The sequence below is a fragment of the Sinorhizobium sp. BG8 genome (assembly GCF_016864555.1).
In the GTDB taxonomy this organism is placed as follows: domain Bacteria; phylum Pseudomonadota; class Alphaproteobacteria; order Rhizobiales; family Rhizobiaceae; genus BG8.
The window spans coordinates 2166774-2182671 of record NZ_CP044011.1 but is presented as its reverse complement, the minus strand read 5'-3'; the positions used below and the strand labels follow the sequence as shown (position 1 = coordinate 2182671).

Genomic DNA, 15898 nt, shown 5'->3' with positions numbered 1-15898 from the left:
ATGCGTGGGGACCCTGCGAAATCCCCAACGGAAATGCAGCTCCGTGCCGCCCGGATCACTCCGGGTCGGCCTGCCCCTCTTCCTTGGCACCTTCAGCGGCCTTGGCGGCTTCAGCGGCCTTGTCGGCCTCTAGCTTGCGCCAGCGCTTCACGTTGACGTTGTGCTCGTCGAGTGTCTTGGCGAAGGCGTGGCCGCCCGTGCCATCGGCGACGAAGTAGAGGTCGGTGGTGTGCGACGGGTTCGCCACGGCCTCGAGTGCTGCGCGTCCGACGATGGCGATCGGCGTGGGCGGCAGCCCCTTGATCACATAGGTGTTGTAGGGTGTCGCCTTGTCGAGATCGGACTGGAGGATGGCGCGGTCGGTCGGCTTGCCGTCCCCGCCGAAGATCCCGTAGATGATCGTCGGGTCGGACTGCAGCCGCATGCCCTTCTTCAGCCGGTTGAGGAAGACCGCGGCGACGCGGGGACGCTCGTCCGCACGGGCGGTTTCCTTCTCGACGATCGAGGCAAGCGTGACGAATTCCTCGCGGGTGGTGATCGGCAGGTCCGGGTCGCGCTTCTCCCAGATCTGATCGACCATGACCTGCTGGGCGGAAAGCATCTGCTGGACGATTTCCCCACGCTTGGTGCCGCGCGAGAACTTGTAGGTGTCGGGCATCAGCGAGCCCTCGGCCGGAAGCTCGGCAGGCAGGTCGCCTTCGAGAATCGCGTCGTTCTGCAGACGGTCGAACACCTGCTTGACCGTCAGGCCCTCCGGCACGGATACGCTGTAGAGGATCGACTTGCCGGACTTGAGGAGCTCCATGATGTCATGCATGGAGGCGCCGGCCTTGATCTCGTACTCCCCGGCCTTCAGGGTTTCGCCATCGAGATAGACGCGCGACAGGATGCGGAAAACCCGGCCGTCGGTGATGGCGTTGTTGCGCTCCAGGCTCGCCGCGATCTCATTGAGACCGGCGCCGTTGCGAACGATGAAATTGGTGTTCTGCGTGAGCGGACCCGCCTCCCGATAGGAGTTGATGCCGTAGTAGAAGATGCCGATCGCCGCAATGGTGACGAAGATGACGATCGTCAGCAGGAAATTGAGAAAGATAACGATCTGGCTGCGGGCCTTGCGCGAGCGACGGGGCGGCTGCGGAACCTTCTCCGGGCGCAGGGCCTCGCTGGCGGATTTGGGAATGATCGGTCCGGTGCTTGCCGTTTCGCCGGCATTGTTCGTGTCACTCACGGGCAGCCCTCGTTGTTCGGCATCGCGGTCGTTGTAGATCAATCGATTCTCTATACTAGGCAATGCGGCAAAAACAGGTTCGGGGTCACGACGTCGTGACCCCGGCGTGGTTTTCTCCGGTCAGGAGCATATTCCGCTTCCACGCGGACCAATCAAGAGGTCAGGCGTAGCGGCGCAGCACGATGGAGGCGTTGGTGCCCCGAAGCCGAAGGAATTGGAAAGCGCCACGTTGATTTCGCGCTTCCTTGCCTTGTGCGGAACGAGGTCGATTGCCGTCTCGACATCGGGATTGTCGAGGTTCAGCGTCGGCGGCGCGATGTTGTCGCGAATGGCAAGCGCCGTGAAGATCGCCTCGACGGCACCGGCGGCCCCGAGAAGGTGGCCGATCGCGGACTTGGTGGAAGACATCGAAACGCGGCCGGCGTTGTTGCCGACGAGGCGCTCGACGGCACCGAGTTCGATCGTGTCGGCCATGGTGGAAGTGCCATGGGCGTTGATGTAGTCGAGTTCTCCCGCCGAGATGCCGGCGCGCTTCAGCGCCATGCTCATGCAGCGGTAGGCACCATCGCCGTCCTCTGACGGGGCGGTGATGTGATATGCGTCGCCCGACAGGCCGTAGCCGACGACCTCGGCGTAGATCTTTGCGCCACGCGCCTTGGCGTGCTCGAGTTCTTCAAGGATCACGATGCCGGCGCCCTCGCCCATGACGAAGCCGTCGCGGTCGCGGTCATAGGGACGGGACGCAGCGGTCGGATCGTCATTACGGGCGGTGGAGAGCGCCTTGCAGGCGGCGAAGCCCGCGAGCGCGATGCGGCAGACGGGAGATTCGGACCCGCCCGCAACCATGACGTCGGCGTCTCCCAATGCGATCAGCCGGCTTGCGTCGCCGATTGCGTGGGCGCCCGTCGAACACGCCGTCACGACCGAATGATTGGGACCGCGCAGCTTGTGACGGATCGAGACCTGACCCGAGGCCAGATTGATGAGACGGCCGGGAATGAAGAAGGGCGAAACGCGCCGCGGACCCTTGTCGCGCAGGGTGTATCCCGCTTCGACGATGCCTTCGAGACCGCCGATGCCGGAACCAATCAGGACACCGGTGGCGATCTGGTCGTCATCCGTCTTCGGATGCCAGCCCGCATCGGCAAGCGCCATATCGGCGGCAGCCATCGCATAGGTGATGAAGGGATCGACCTTGCGCTGCTCCTTCGGCTCCATCCACTGGTCGGCATTGTACGTGCCGTCAGTGCCGTCGCCGGTCGGAATACAGCAGGCAATTTGCGCAGGGAGGTCGTCGACCTCGAATTCGGTCACCCGACGGGCGCCGCTCTGGCCGGCCAGAAGCCGGGACCAGGTCACTTCGGTGCCGCAGCCCAAGGGAGATACCATGCCGGTACCGGTGATAACGACACGTCTCATTGTCCGTGATCCACCCTGTCTAACTTACGCGCCTCGTGGAAGAGGGTCGGCCTCCACAGGGGAAGCCGTGGCGGGCCGACATGCGGCCCGCTCGGGCAAAGCCCGGATCAGGCCTGTGCCTTCTCGATGAACTTGACGGCGTCACCGACGGTCAGGATCGAATCTGCAGCATCGTCCGGAATTTCGACGCCGAACTCTTCTTCGAAGGCCATGACCAGTTCGACCGTGTCGAGCGAGTCCGCGCCAAGATCATCGATGAAGCTTGCGCCTTCGCTGACCTTTTCGGCGTCAACGCCCAGATGATCTATGACAATTTTCTTTACGCGTTCTGCGATATCGCTCATGTCGGATTCCTCGACCTTTGTTATTTATACGATGCCTCCAAGGCACCGGTCACTCAACCATGCCCGCCACGCCGAGGCATATCGGGCAAACTCTTCAACCGGAGATGCGGTCTCGGCAGGCACTCTCGCGGCGCCGTACACCCACACATTCGCGGTCGACTGCTGGCAGTCATGGCCCGATTAACACGGTTTAAGTCTGCCGCAAAGTCCGAAAATCGCCCGGTCCACGCCGTTCAACATGCTATTTTCACAAGCAAGCCGGGCTTTTTACACCCCGTCAGATCATCGCCATGCCGCCGTTGACGTGCAGGGTCTGGCCCGTCATGTAGGACGCTTCCGACGAGGCGAGGTAGGCAACGGCCGATGCGACCTCCACACCGGTGCCCATGCGCTTCATCGGGATTGCTCCCATGATCGCGTCCTTCTGCTTGTCGTTGAGCTTGTCCGTCATGGCCGATTCGATGAAACCGGGCGCCACGCAGTTCACGGTGACGTTGCGGCTCGCGATCTCCTGGGCGAGCGACTTGGTGAAGCCGATCATGCCCGCCTTGGAGGCACAGTAGTTGGCCTGGCCGGGATTGCCGGTAACGCCGACCACCGAGGTGATGTTGATGATGCGCCCGAAACGGCGCCGCATCATCGGATGGGTGAGTTCACGCGTGAGCCGGAAGACGGACGTCAGGTTGACTTCCAGAACGCTGTCCCAGTCCTCGTCGCTCATGCGCACGAAGAGACCGTCCTTGGTGATGCCGGCATTGTTGACGAGGATGTCGACGCCGCCGAGATCGGCTTCCGCCTTCTCGCCGAGAGCCTTTACCTCGGCGCGATCGGAGAGGTTTGCCGGGAAGATCCTGACACGCTCGCCGAGCGAGTTGGCCAGTGCCTCCAGCTTCTCGACCCGCGTGCCGTGCAGGCCGACAAGTGCGCCCTGGGCGTGGAGAATGCGGGCGATTTCCTCGCCGATACCACCGGAAGCTCCGGTTACCAGTGCCTTGCGGCCTGAAAGATCAAACATGGTTCTTTTCCTGTTACTGCGGCGTCCGCGACTGCGGATCAGCCAAGGAGCGCGGCAAGCGCGCTTTCAATTTCGGAAGGCGTGTTGACGGCCGTGCCGGTAACCGACTTGTCGATCCGGCGGGCGAGCCCGCTCAGCACGCGGCCGGAGCCGATTTCATACAGCGTCGTCACATCGTTGGCCGCGAACCATTCCACGGTCTCGCGCCAACGCACCTGGCCCGTCACCTGTTCCACGAGAAGGCCGGTGATTTCCTTGGGGTCGGTCACCGGCGCGGCACGGACGTTGGCGATGAGCGGGACGACCGGGGCCTTCATCTCGACCTGCGCCAGCGCCTCGCGCATGGCCTCGGCGGCAGGCGCCATGAGAGCCGAGTGGAAGGGAGCGGACACCGACAGCATCAGCGCGCGCTTGGCGCCCTTTTCGGTCGCAATACGCGCAGCACGCTCGACGGCCGGCTTTGCGCCGGAGATGACCAGCTGGCCGCCGCCATTGTCGTTGGCGATCTGACAGGTGCCGTGAACGAATGCCTCGTCGCAGATCGCCTGCACGTCGGTGTGTTCGAGCCCGATGATCGCGGCCATGGCGCCCTCGCCGACCGGCACCGCCGACTGCATGGCGTTGCCGCGGATGCGCAGGAGCCGCGCCGTGTCGACAATCGACAGGGCACCGGCGGCACAGAGCGCCGAGTATTCGCCGAGCGAGTGCCCGGCCACATATGAGGCATGTTGTGAAAGCGAGAAGCCACGCGCTTCCAGGACACGCATGACCGCCATGGACACCGCCATCAGCGCGGGCTGGGCGTTGGCGGTCAGCGTCAGGTGCGATTCCGGCCCTTCGAACATGAGGGTCGAGAGGTTCTCGCCAAGCGCTTCGTCGACTTCGGCAAATACGGCGGCGGCTTCCGGAAAGGCATCAGCCAGTTCCTTGCCCATTCCGACGGCCTGGCTGCCCTGACCGGGAAAGGTGAATGCTACGCTCATGGGGTTTCTCCCGTCTTTGTTTTTTACTCTCCATTCACATTCTGGGGAGTGGAGTCAAGGCTTGCCACCCTTGCGGGCGCTCCATCATGGCCGCTTCCGCCGCGCTCCATCCCAGGAAAATCCTTCGTTTCAGCGTCCAAAGCGCTTGCACTTCCCCGAGACGAGCCTACATTCCCGGCCGTTTCAATCAGCAGGACAATTGCCACTATGAAATACAGAACGCTCGGCAGAACCGATATTTCGGTTTCGGAGATCTGTCTCGGCACCATGACCTGGGGATCGCAGAACAGCGAGACCGAGGCCCATGCGCAGCTCGACTATGCGCTCGCCCACGGCGTGAACTTCATCGACACCGCCGAACTCTACCCGACGACGCCACTTTCACCCGAAACCTACGGCGATACCGAACGCTTCATCGGAACCTGGCTGAAGCAGGGCGGCAAGCGGGACAAGATCGTGCTTGCCAGCAAGGTTGCCGGCCCCGGCCGGCCCTACATACGCGGCGGCGCGCCGATGACGCGCGAAGGCATGCTCGCAGCCATCGACGGCACTCTCGAGCGGCTTCAGACCGACTATCTCGACCTTTACCAGTTGCACTGGCCGAACCGCGGACACTATCACTTCCGCAACTCCTGGACCTACGATCCGTCGCGCCAGGACAGCGCGCGGGTGGCAGACGAACTGCTTGAGATCCTGGGAACGCTCGGCGACCTGACGAAGCAGGGCAAGATCCGCGCCGTCGGCCTTTCCAACGAGACGGCCTGGGGAACGATGGCGTACCTGAAGCTCGCAGAACAGCACGGTCTGCCGCGGATGGCCTCCATCCAGAACGAATACAACCTGCTCTATCGCACGTTCGACCTCGATCTCGCCGAGCTTTCGCACCATGAGAACGTGGGGCTGCTGGCCTATTCTTCTCTGGCGGCCGGGCTGCTCACCGGGAAATATCTGAACGGCGCGCGCCCGGAAGGATCGCGCCTGACGAAGAACGGAGACCTCGGCGGACGCTACCAACCGCACCAGGAGCCGGCCGTGGCGGCCTATGTGGCACTCGCACGCGAACACGATGTCGATCCGGCGAAGCTTGCGCTGGCCTTCTGCCTGTCGCGGCCGTTCATGACCTCGGTGATTATCGGCGCGACCACGATGGACCAGCTCAGCACGGACATCTCCTCCGCCGACCTGACCCTGTCGCCGGAACTGCTCCAGGGCATACGGAAGCTGCACAGGCAGTTCCCCGCACCGATCTGAAACTTCGCGTGCCGGGGCCTCCCCCGGCACACCTGACCCTGCCGGCTACCTTGCGCCTCGCGGTCCCCACAGCGCGCTGCCCCGAGGCCGGGCCGATATCGCGCCTCGCGCCTGCGACCTGACCATCCAAACCTTCAGAATTTCGCCAGCACCACCTCCGGTAGATTTACTAACCGGACACTCGGCATTATTTTAGAGACTGCGCAAGCAAGGGGGACTCACGATGTGCAGGTACTGTACGATTGTGCCCAAGAGCGTTCTTCTGAAATTGTCGGAGGACGACCGCCTGTCGAAGGCGGTTCGCGACGGGCTGGCGAACACGGCAAAGCTTGATGCTGAAACCCGCAAGATCCGCGAACAGGCGCTGAAGCTGACGCGCACTTCTTTCGCGGTCTCGCAGGGCATCGCGACGCTGGCGGCAGCACCATCCGTGCTTGTCTACGACTGCAAGAATTCCCAGGCCCTGCCCGGCACGCCGATCTCCAACCCGGGCAGCTCGGCAGACGGGACCATAAAACGCGCCTTCGACACCACGACCGCGGTCGCAAAGTTCTACAAGACATTGTTCGGGCGGAACTCGATCGACAATGCCGGCATGACGATGCAATCATCCGTCCACTATGGCGTCAATTACAACAACGCCTTCTGGAACGGCTTCCAGATGACCTATGGCGACGGCGACGGCGCGATCTTCGTGGACTTCACCCAGGGCGACGACGTCGTCTGCCACGAACTCACCCACGGCGTCACGCAATACAGCCTGCAGCTCGCCTATGCCAACCAGGCCGGCGGACTGAACGAAAGCGCATCCGACGTCTTCGGCGTGATGTTCAACCAGTGGCGCGCCTCCCAGACCGGAGGGACCACAAGCTGGCTCATCGGCGGGGATATCATGGGGTCTCAGGCAAAGGCCAGCGGCTATACCTGCCTTCGCGACATGGCCGACCCCGGCGGGAACCACTGCCTGGCACCGCAGCCTGTCCACTATTCGGACTACGCGCCCGGAATGGATCCGCACGAAAGCAGCGGCATCCCCAATTTCGCCTTCTACAAGATCGCCACGGCAATCGGCGGCAACAGCTGGGATAAACCCGGCCAGATCTGGTACCGCACGCTTACCGGTTCGCGCCCCTCGCCCAACATGCGGATGAAGACATTCGCCAACCGGACGCGAAAATGGGCGGCCAAGCTCTACCCCGGTGACGCCGCGGTCGCTCAGGCGGTGGATGACGGCTGGCAGCAGGTCGGACTGTAGGCGTGACCGCACGCCCGCGGGATGATAGGATCAGGCATGGATGACCTCAAAATCGAGAGGATCGGGGGGCTCGCCGGATTCGGGCTGCCGAAGTCGCGCATCAAGAGCCGCGGCGCAATGACGTTCGACCAGTTGTCCGAGAGCGACAAGAAATCCGTGGAGCAGCTGTTTGCGACAGCCGGAAAGGCGAAACCATCGCCCATGCGCGACAGCTTCATCTGCCGTATCACCTGGCAGACCACATCCGGCGTCAGGACCATCGAGGTGCCCGAGGAGGCGGTTCCGAGCGCTCTGACATCGGTCATTCGCGACGAGCTCGAGTGAAGAGCCTCCCCGCTCGCCCGAACTATCTTCGCCCCTTCCCTTGCATTCAGCGCATAGTTCTGTATAAGCGCGCTGTTCAAAACACCCGGTCGTACCGGCTGGTGGCTGAACGGAGGGCCGGTTTTCGCAAGGAAGCCGTTTGGGGCCAAGAGCTCCAGCCTCCCGTGTCTCCGCTCTCGACCGTCTAGTGAAACGCTTTTCTTGCCCGACCCGAAAGGGTCCTGAGATCAGTCGTTGAGGCTTGGCGCCGGTTCCGGGTGATGGATCAAACGCAAGAAAGGCAAGCCACCATGGCTCTTTACGAACATGTATTCCTTGCCCGGCAGGATGTGTCCGCTCAGCAGGTTGAAGCTCTCGTCGAACAGTACAAGGGCGTCATCGAAGCAAACGGCGGCAAGGTCGGGCGTGTAGAAAACTGGGGCCTCAAGTCCCTGACCTACCGCATCAAGAAGAACCGCAAGGCTCACTACGCCCTGATGGACATCGACGCTCCGGCTGCCGCCGTGCAGGAAATGGAACGTCAGATGCGCATCAACGAAGACGTTCTGCGCTACATGACCATCGCCGTCGAAGCCCACGAAGAAGGCCCGTCCGCGATGATGCAGAAGCGCGACCGCGACGACCGTCCGCGCCGTGATGGCGACCGTCCCGACCGTGGCTTCGGCGACCGTGGCCCGCGCCGCGATGGCGACCGCCCGGACCGTGGCGACCGTCGTCCGCGCGAAGACCGCGCATAACCGAAGCTGAAGGAGATTTAAGACAATGGCTGATATTTCTTCCGCTCCGGCACGCCGTCCGTTCCACCGCCGTCGCAAGACCTGCCCCTTCTCCGGCGCAAACGCACCGAAGATCGACTACAAGGACGTACGCCTGCTCTCGCGCTACATTTCCGAGCGCGGCAAGATCGTTCCGTCCCGCATCACGGCCGTTTCCCAGAAGAAGCAGCGCGAACTCGCAAAGGCGATCAAGCGCGCCCGTTTCCTGGGCCTGCTGCCCTACGTCGTAGCCTGATAGGGCCGACCGCCGCCCGGGCCATGCCGCGGGCGACGACACCGAATTGAGGGAAGGCGCTCGCGCCCTCCCTTCTCCCTTCCGCGATGGGCGCGGATCGGAACCACCGGCAGAAAGCCTCCCGACAGTCGGACGGGCCCGTGCCGAAACCCCATGTTGGGGAGACGCCTGAGAGATTAGATCAGGAAGCTCCTCTAACTGTCTGGACAGACAGGACAGCGAACGTGAAGAACCTGAACTGGACCTCGATTGCGATCGGCCTCGTGGCCGGAGTGACCGCCGCTCTGCTTTCGCTGAGCGCGAACGCGCAATCGACTCTGGCGATCTTCCTCTACGCAGCCTCCGCGCTTCCCATTCTCATTGCAGGCCTCGGCTGGGGCAATGCCAGCGCGTTCATCGCCGTCATTGCCGCGGGCCTCACCGCCTCGACGCTCGTTTCCTCGCATTTTGCCCTGCTGATCGTTATCATCACGCTGATCCCGGCGGGCTGGCTCAGCAACCTTGCCAATCTCGCACGCCCGGCCACCGAACTCGGCGGCCCGGACAACGCGCTGGCCTGGTATCCGCTGTCGAACATCCTGACCCATCTCGCGCTCATGGTGACGCTCGGCATGATCGCCGTCGGCATGATCGTCGGCTACGACAGCACGATGGCGGACCGACTGGTCGAGATCGTCCTTCAGACGCTGCAGGAGCAGGAGCCCCTCTATAACCCCGACCCGGCCGCGGTCGCCCAGATCAAGGCGATCTTCGCGCTGGCACTGCCCCTGGTGCAGGGCGCGCTCTGGGTCTTCCTTCTGTTCGCAGCCTACTACATCGCGCTCTTCATCGTGCGCGCCTCCGGCAAGGGGCTGCGTCCGCGCGAGGACATGCCGGCTGCACTTCGCATGCACCGCAACGCGATCTTCGTCTTCCTCGGCGGCCTCGTCCTGACATTCGCGGGCGGCGTTCCGGCCATCATCGGCGCCCTGATCTGCGGCACGTTCGGAGCGGGCTTCGTGCTCTCCGGCTTCGCGGTTCTCCATCATCGCAGCCGGGGCAAGGTCTGGCGGCTGGCAGCACTGTGGCTCGCCTACGTTTCCGTGCTGCTGTTCACCATCCCGGTTATCGCAATTCTCGTTCTAGGCCTGTCGGACACGCGGCGCACGATCGCGCTTACGCCAACCGGCCCGAGCGAAAAACCTCGTACCCCATCAATCTGACATCTCAAGAAAGGAACTCGAAATGGACGTCATTCTCCTCGAACGCATCGCCAAGCTCGGCCAGATGGGCGAAACCGTAAAGGTTCGCGACGGCTTCGCACGCAACTACCTGCTGCCGCTCGGCAAGGCGCTGCGCGCTAACGCCGCCAACAAGGCACGCTTTGAAGCCGAGCGCGCAACGCTCGAAGCCCGTAACCTCGAGCGCAAGTCGGAGGCCCAGAAGGTCGCCGAGAAGCTCGACGGCAAGAACTTCGTCATCGTCCGCTCCGCCGGCGAAACCGGCCAGCTCTACGGCTCGGTCGCAGCGCGTGACATCGTCGATTCGCTGGTAGCAGAAGGCTTCAACGTCGGCCGCAACCAGATCGAACTCAACACCCCGATCAAGACCATCGGCCTGCACAAGGTGGTCCTGCACCTGCACGCCGAAGTCGCGATCAGCATTCAGCTGAACGTTGCCCGTTCGGCCGACGAAGCCGAGCGCCAGGCCAAGGGCGAAAGCCTCACCTCCGCCGACGCGATCTACGGCGTCGACGAGGATGCCCTGCGTCCGGAAGACTTTTTCGATCCGGAAGCCGAAGGCGAAGGCGAAGAAGCCTGATAGGCACAAACGTGGTGTGCGGCCTTCCGGCCGCCCGCTCCGCGTGCGACAAATTCAAGAAGCCCGGCTTGAAATCCGGGCTTTTTTGTTATTTGTTTTATGTCGTTAGACTGGATTGGCGGTCGGGCCGCTTCCCAGGCCGGTTTCCGACCAGACCCGCTCCGCCGTAAAAGCATGACGGAGCAATCATGAAATTCATTATTGATTCAATCGTTTCAAAGCTTGTACGGCGTGGCAACCTGCAGATCACGTTCTGCGACGGAGCGATTACGCGCTTCGGAGACGGGTCCGGCACACCGGTCAGCATCCGGCTGAACACCCGTGGTGCGCAGTGGGGCCTTATCATCGACCCCTCCTACTACCTCGGACATTGTTACGGCACCGGCGATATCGAGATTATCGAAGGCGACATGTACGAGTTGCTCAAGACGATTTTCACCGGCAATCCGGACTTCCAGTACTATGACAGCCGATGGAACCGTCTGCTTGAGCGGGCCCGGTTCCTGCTGCGCTGGGTGAACGAGCGCAACGGGCTGAGGCGCTCGCGCAGCAATGTCCAGCATCACTACGACCTGACCGGCGAACTCTACGACCTGTTTCTCGACAATGACCGGCAATACTCTTGCGCATACTTCGAGACACCGGACCAAAGCCTTGATGATGCCCAGCTGGCGAAGAAGCGGCACATCGCAGCCAAGCTGCTGATGGGCCGGCCCGGGCTCTCGGTGCTCGACATCGGCAGTGGCTGGGGCGGCATGGCGCTCTATCTCGCGCGCTACCTCGGGGCGAAGGTCACCGGCGTTACGCTTTCCAACGAACAGTTCGCGATTTCGACGGCCCGGGCAAAGGCCGAGGGACTTTCGAATGACGTGCACTTCCTCCTCGAGGACTATCGCAACGCGCCGAACACCTACGACCGGATCGTGTCCGTCGGAATGTTCGAACATGTCGGGCGACCGAACTACCTGACCTATTTCAAGAAGTGCAGCGCCCTCCTCCGGCGGGACGGGGTGATGGTGCTGCACACGATCGGGCGGACGGACCGTCCCACCTCGAACAATCCGTTCATCGAAAAGTACATATTCCCGGGTGGATACATTCCCGCACTTTCCGAGGTGATGCGGGCGGTGGAGAAATCCGGCCTCGGCGTGACCGACATCGAGATCCTGCGCATCCACTATGCCGAGACGCTCCGGCACTGGCGCGAGCGCTTCATGGCCCAGCGCGACAAGGCGAAGGAGCTCTACGACGAAGCGTTCTGCAGGATCTGGGAGTTCTATCTAGCCGCCTCGGAGAGCGCCTTCCGCTGGCAGAACCTCGTCATCTTCCAGCTTCAGATCGCCCACGACCCGACAGTCGTTCCCCTGACCCGGAACTATCTGGAGAGCGGCGAGAATTGCCTCAAGGCGCGCGAATCGGATGGCCGAGGACAGTCGCCCGGGGCTCGCAAGTTCCCGCATGAGGCGTCTTTCTGAGACAACCCGCCAGATCCGCCGGGTCGACGTCAAGACCCCGGGCGATGCGCCGGGCCGCCGGCCGGTGAATTCACCGCCACTGTGGATTTTCTGCAATCCGCCCCCTGTGGAAAAGTCTAAGACAGTGCCCAAACGCGGCAAGCCTCCGGACCTAGTCACGGCGACGTCCCCGAAGGTCTTGACCGGGACGGCCGAAAGGCAGAAACCAACCTCCTTCAAAGCATAGTGGGAGAGATTCGGCATCATGAACGATGTTGTGCGAAAGCTTGCCAGCCAGGGCCGTGACAACGCCGAGCCACACCATCGCGAGGCACCGGGCAACATCGAAGCCGAACAGGCGCTGCTCGGGGCCATCCTCGTCAACAACGACGCCTACTACCGCGTGTCGGACTTCCTGAAGCCGAGCCATTTCCATGAGCCGCTGCACAGGAAGATCTTCGAGCTCGCCGGCGACACCATACGCATGGGCAAGATCGCGACCACCATCACGCTCAAGACCCACCTGCCCTCGGACTCCAAGGTCGGAGACCTGACGATCCCGCAATATCTCGCACGCCTCGCTTCCGAAGCGGTGACGATCATCAACGCGGAAGACTACGGCAGGGCCATCTACGACCTGGCTCTGCGCCGCTCGCTGATCACCATCGGCGAGGATATGGTCAACATCGCCTTCGACGCGCCGCTGGACATGCCGCCGCAGAACCAGATCGAGGACGCCGAGCGCAGGCTGTTCGAGCTTGCCGAGACTGGCCGCTATGACGGGGGATTCCAGTCCTTCAACGATGCGGTCGCGCTCGCCATCGACATGGCCGGTGCCGCGTTCGAACGTGATGGCAGCCTTTCGGGCATCTCCACCGGCATACAATCGCTTGACGCCCGCATGGGCGGCCTTCAGCGCTCCGACCTTATCGTGCTTGCAGGACGTCCCGGCATGGGCAAGACGTCGCTCGCAACCAACATCGCCTACAACATAGCGGCCGCCTACGAGCCCGAAATCCAGGCCGACGGTTCGTTCAAGGCGAAGAACGGCGGCGTGGTCGGCTTCTACTCGCTTGAAATGTCGTCTGAGCAGCTCGCCACCCGTATCATCTCGGAGCAGACCGAAGTCTCCTCCTCCAAGATCCGCCGCGGCGACATCTCGGAAGCAGACTTCGAAAAGCTCGTCGCCTGCTCGCAGATGATGCAGAAGGTGCCGCTTTTCATCGATCAGACCGGTGGTATCTCCATCGCCCAGCTCTCCGCGCGAGCCCGCCGCCTGAAACGTCAGCGCGGTCTGGATTGCCTGGTGGTGGACTACATCCAGCTGATGACCGGCTCGGGCAAGTCGAACGAAAACCGCGTGCAGGAAATCACCCAGATCACCACCGGCCTGAAGGCTCTCGGCAAGGAGCTGAACGTGCCGATCATCGCGCTTTCCCAGCTGTCGCGTCAGGTGGAAAACCGCGAGGACAAGCGGCCCCAGCTTTCCGACCTTCGTGAATCCGGCTCGATCGAACAGGACGCCGACGTGGTGCTGTTCGTGTTCCGCGAAGAATACTACGTGAAGAACCTCGAACCTCGGGACGAGTTCGACCCTAAGTACGAAGAGTGGAAGATGCAGTTCGAGAAGGTGAAGGGGACGGCCGACGTCATCATCGCCAAGCAGCGTCACGGACCTACCGGAACGGTGAAGCTCGCCTTCCAGTCCGAATACACGCGCTTCACCGATCTCGCCGATCCCTCCTTCACCCAGTACGAGCACTGAGCGACCGGCGACCGGCCATTCGAGGCGCGGCGCGCTGGAGCGCGTTGCGCCTCACCAGTTTCAACGCGTTCTAGAGACCCGCCGCGCGCAAGGCCGCGACGGAGACGACGCCAAGGGCCGCGGCCGCGAGCATGGGCAGGCGCAGCGCCGCAAGTGCGGTAATGGCGCATCCAATTGTCTCGACCAGCCCCGTCGCGAGCGCAGTCGGCGCGACGACGGAGATCAGTACGGCGGGCGGAATCGACTCGATCGCCTTGCGTCCGCGATCGCCGAGTGCCACGTGGCGGACCAGAACGAGGCCAGCAAGGCGCATCATCATCGTCGCGACGGCCATGGCGAGGATGGCAAGGAGCGTGTGGGGATCGAGCGTCATGCGTGCACCTCCTTGCGCGCCGGGCGGTTTGCAACGACGGCGGTGATCACGCCCGCGACGGCACCGGCGGCGATATACCAGACGCCGGGTACGAAATGCTGGACAACCACGGCGGTCATCGCGCTCGCCAGCAGGATGGCGCCGGTCTCCCTGCCCTTCCAGAATCCCATCACGAGCACGATGAAGACGGCGGGAAACGCGAAATCGAGTCCGAGCGCCACGGGATCGCCGAGAAATGCGCCGAGCGAGGCACCAAGCAGGGTCGATGCGACCCAGCTGGCGTAGAAGGGCACGGCAAGGCCCGCAAACCATGCCGGCGTCAGCCGCGCCCTGCCCGCGCGGAACTCCGCCATGGCCCAGATCTCGTCGGCCAGCAGCAGCATGGACAAGGCTTTTCCGGTGGGCGAGAAAGCCTCCATCTTCGTGGCAATGGACGCGCTCATCAGCACATGGCGAAGGTTGATCAGCAGTGCGGCGAGGCCGACGCCGGCCCAGGGGGCCGGGTGGGTCCAGATGTCCATCGCCACGAACTGCGACCCGCCTGCAAAGACCAGCGCGCTCATTACCGTCGCCTCCAGCGGCGACAGCCCCTTGGTCGCGGCGACCGTTCCGAAAACGAGCCCGATCGGCACCACGGCGGCGATGAGCGGAGCGATAGCTCGCAGCCCGCCCATGAATTCATCGCGTTTCCCGCCCGTAAGCATCTTCCTCGTCCCCGTTGAAAGAGGCGCGTGATAGCGCGGTCAATCCAACCGATCTTGAACGAAAGTGATTATCTCGCCCGATATTGCCCGGGCGTGAGGCCGGTGCGGGCCTTGAAATGCCGGGTGAAATGCGCCTGGTCGGCGAAGCCGCATTCGAAGGCCACCTCCGCCGGCGGACAACCCGTCTGCAAAAGCTTGCGTGCCTCCCGGATGCGCTTGTCGGTCAGGAAGGCGTGCGGCGTGATGTGGAATTCCTTGCGGAAGGCGCGGATCAGGTGGGCCCGGCTGAGGCCAGCCACCTTTGCCAGTTCCTCCAGGCCGATATCGGTCGCGTAGTTCTCGACAAGATAGTCGCGCGCCAGAAAGACCGCGGTGCGCTCCTTTGTATCGACGGGCGCGAGGATAAGACTGCCATGGCGCTCGAACATGGCTGCGAGCACCGAGAACATGCTTTCGTCGGCCTCCAGTGCCCCGGTCTTTTCCTCCAGTGTGCGGTGGGCGCGGTTGAATGCCTTGGCAAGCACCGGATCACGCAACAGCTGCTTCGAGAAGGCGGGCGATGCATGGAACGCGTGGCCGGAGACATCTTCCAGGATCTCGCGGAAGAGATCTACGGACGGGTAGATCATCCGGTAGCGGTAACCCTCACCGCCCGGCACGCCGTCGTGAATCTCACCGGGATTGATCAGATAGAGGTCGCCCGGACCGGAGCATTCGCGCTCGCCCCTGATCGTCGCGATCTGGTTGCCGCTTTCGATAGCGCCGATGCTGAATGTGTCATGGGCGTGCGGAGCGAACTCGTGCGTGATGAAGGTCGCGGACAGGCATTCCATGCCGCCGAACCGCTCGTCCCTCCAGAAACGAGTGCTTTCGGCGCCGGCAAGCGGCATCGCCTGGGTCGCCTGCTGTTGAGACACATTCTGCATGCTGCCCACTATAGCCGTCTGAAGGTAGGCTGTATTGAACAAAAGT

General features: G+C 62.9%; 16 protein-coding genes and 1 pseudogene. 9 read left to right on the top strand and 8 right to left on the bottom strand.

Going from position 1 to position 15898, the window contains the following annotated elements; all coding sequences use genetic code 11:
* Positions 1–55: 55 nt before the first annotated feature.
* From mltG to fabD, 5 genes and pseudogenes are all read right to left on the bottom strand, one after another.
* Positions 56–1234, bottom strand: a complete 1179-nt coding sequence (gene mltG, locus F3Y30_RS10215) for an endolytic transglycosylase MltG (RefSeq protein ID WP_203426557.1) — start codon at positions 1232–1234, stop codon at positions 56–58.
* 154 nt (positions 1235–1388) lie between these two features.
* Positions 1389–2647, bottom strand: a pseudogene (fabF, locus tag F3Y30_RS10210) (beta-ketoacyl-ACP synthase II).
* A 107-nt stretch (positions 2648–2754) separates the two neighbouring features.
* A complete protein-coding gene (locus F3Y30_RS10205) occupies positions 2755–2991 on the bottom strand; it encodes an acyl carrier protein (protein WP_003531676.1) in 237 nt (78 codons plus the stop codon).
* Positions 2992–3268: 277 nt separating this feature from the next.
* Entirely contained in the window at positions 3269–4006 is a 738-nt protein-coding gene (gene fabG / locus F3Y30_RS10200) for a 3-oxoacyl-[acyl-carrier-protein] reductase (RefSeq protein WP_203426359.1), read from the bottom strand.
* Positions 4007–4044: 38 nt separating this feature from the next.
* Positions 4045–4989 (bottom strand): ACP S-malonyltransferase, encoded by a 945-nt coding sequence (gene fabD / locus F3Y30_RS10195; RefSeq protein WP_203426357.1) that lies wholly within the window; start codon positions 4987–4989, stop codon positions 4045–4047.
* A 207-nt stretch (positions 4990–5196) separates the two neighbouring features.
* On the opposite strand from fabD, the gene F3Y30_RS10190 reads away from it, so the two are divergent.
* The 9 genes from F3Y30_RS10190 to F3Y30_RS10150 all read left to right on the top strand — a co-directional run bounded on the left by F3Y30_RS10190 (position 5197) and on the right by F3Y30_RS10150 (position 13849).
* Complete coding sequence (locus F3Y30_RS10190; RefSeq protein WP_203426354.1) at positions 5197–6240, top strand: aldo/keto reductase; 1044 nt, start codon at positions 5197–5199, stop codon at positions 6238–6240.
* A 244-nt stretch (positions 6241–6484) separates the two neighbouring features.
* Positions 6485–7495: a M4 family metallopeptidase gene (locus tag F3Y30_RS10185; RefSeq protein ID WP_246752931.1), complete on the top strand. Its 1011-nt coding sequence runs from the start codon at positions 6485–6487 to the stop codon at positions 7493–7495.
* Positions 7496–7531: 36 nt separating this feature from the next.
* Positions 7532–7819 carry a protealysin inhibitor emfourin gene (locus F3Y30_RS10180; protein WP_203426352.1) on the top strand — a complete coding sequence of 96 codons (288 nt, stop codon included), beginning with the start codon at positions 7532–7534 and terminating at the stop codon, positions 7817–7819.
* A 290-nt stretch (positions 7820–8109) separates the two neighbouring features.
* Positions 8110–8556 carry a 30S ribosomal protein S6 gene (gene rpsF / locus F3Y30_RS10175; RefSeq protein WP_203426351.1) on the top strand — a complete coding sequence of 149 codons (447 nt, stop codon included), beginning with the start codon at positions 8110–8112 and terminating at the stop codon, positions 8554–8556.
* 25 nt (positions 8557–8581) lie between these two features.
* A complete protein-coding gene (rpsR, locus tag F3Y30_RS10170) occupies positions 8582–8830 on the top strand; it encodes a 30S ribosomal protein S18 (protein ID WP_097139135.1) in 249 nt (82 codons plus the stop codon).
* Between the two features lie 224 nt (positions 8831–9054).
* On the top strand, positions 9055–10032 hold the full coding sequence (locus tag F3Y30_RS10165) for a DUF2232 domain-containing protein (RefSeq protein WP_203426350.1): 978 nt from the start codon (positions 9055–9057) through the stop codon (positions 10030–10032).
* 22 nt (positions 10033–10054) lie between these two features.
* Positions 10055–10630, top strand: a complete 576-nt coding sequence (gene rplI, locus F3Y30_RS10160; protein WP_203426349.1) for a 50S ribosomal protein L9 — start codon at positions 10055–10057, stop codon at positions 10628–10630.
* 188 nt (positions 10631–10818) lie between these two features.
* Complete coding sequence (locus F3Y30_RS10155) at positions 10819–12105, top strand: cyclopropane-fatty-acyl-phospholipid synthase family protein (RefSeq protein WP_203426347.1); 1287 nt, start codon at positions 10819–10821, stop codon at positions 12103–12105.
* 244 nt (positions 12106–12349) lie between these two features.
* On the top strand, positions 12350–13849 hold the full coding sequence (locus F3Y30_RS10150; protein ID WP_203426346.1) for a replicative DNA helicase: 1500 nt from the start codon (positions 12350–12352) through the stop codon (positions 13847–13849).
* 70 nt (positions 13850–13919) lie between these two features.
* On the opposite strand, the gene F3Y30_RS10145 is transcribed toward F3Y30_RS10150, so the two are convergent.
* The 3 genes from F3Y30_RS10145 to F3Y30_RS10135 all read right to left on the bottom strand — a co-directional run bounded on the left by F3Y30_RS10145 (position 13920) and on the right by F3Y30_RS10135 (position 15852).
* Positions 13920–14222: an AzlD domain-containing protein gene (locus F3Y30_RS10145; protein WP_203426345.1), complete on the bottom strand. Its 303-nt coding sequence runs from the start codon at positions 14220–14222 to the stop codon at positions 13920–13922.
* The gene (locus F3Y30_RS10140; RefSeq protein WP_203426344.1) at positions 14219–14926 is read right to left on the bottom strand and encodes an AzlC family ABC transporter permease; all 708 of its coding nucleotides are present in this window, start codon (positions 14924–14926) and stop codon (positions 14219–14221) included. The genes F3Y30_RS10145 and F3Y30_RS10140 overlap by 4 nt, the downstream gene beginning before the upstream one ends.
* A gap of 68 nt (positions 14927–14994) precedes the next feature.
* Positions 14995–15852, bottom strand: coding sequence for an AraC family transcriptional regulator (locus F3Y30_RS10135; RefSeq protein ID WP_203426343.1), 858 nt, complete (start codon positions 15850–15852; stop codon positions 14995–14997).
* Between the last annotated feature and the right edge of the window lie 46 nt (positions 15853–15898).

Bases quoted from the DNA above. Each gene is read 5' to 3' on its own strand.
- rplI (WP_203426349.1), top strand. From the start codon at position 10,055: ATGGACGTCATTCTCCTCGAACGCATCGCCAAGCTCGGCCAGATGGGC.
- fabG (WP_203426359.1), bottom strand. From the start codon at position 4,006: ATGTTTGATCTTTCAGGCCGCAAGGCACTGGTAACCGGAGCTTCCGGT.
- F3Y30_RS10140 (WP_203426344.1), bottom strand. From the start codon at position 14,926: ATGCTTACGGGCGGGAAACGCGATGAATTCATGGGCGGGCTGCGAGCT.
- F3Y30_RS10145 (WP_203426345.1), bottom strand. From the start codon at position 14,222: ATGACGCTCGATCCCCACACGCTCCTTGCCATCCTCGCCATGGCCGTC.
- F3Y30_RS10205 (WP_003531676.1), bottom strand. From the start codon at position 2,991: ATGAGCGATATCGCAGAACGCGTAAAGAAAATTGTCATAGATCATCTG.
- F3Y30_RS10155 (WP_203426347.1), top strand. From the start codon at position 10,819: ATGAAATTCATTATTGATTCAATCGTTTCAAAGCTTGTACGGCGTGGC.
- F3Y30_RS10190 (WP_203426354.1), top strand. From the start codon at position 5,197: ATGAAATACAGAACGCTCGGCAGAACCGATATTTCGGTTTCGGAGATC.
- F3Y30_RS10135 (WP_203426343.1), bottom strand. From the start codon at position 15,852: ATGCAGAATGTGTCTCAACAGCAGGCGACCCAGGCGATGCCGCTTGCC.
- F3Y30_RS10180 (WP_203426352.1), top strand. From the start codon at position 7,532: ATGGATGACCTCAAAATCGAGAGGATCGGGGGGCTCGCCGGATTCGGG.
- F3Y30_RS10150 (WP_203426346.1), top strand. From the start codon at position 12,350: ATGAACGATGTTGTGCGAAAGCTTGCCAGCCAGGGCCGTGACAACGCC.
- rpsR (WP_097139135.1), top strand. From the start codon at position 8,582: ATGGCTGATATTTCTTCCGCTCCGGCACGCCGTCCGTTCCACCGCCGT.
- rpsF (WP_203426351.1), top strand. From the start codon at position 8,110: ATGGCTCTTTACGAACATGTATTCCTTGCCCGGCAGGATGTGTCCGCT.
- fabD (WP_203426357.1), bottom strand. From the start codon at position 4,989: ATGAGCGTAGCATTCACCTTTCCCGGTCAGGGCAGCCAGGCCGTCGGA.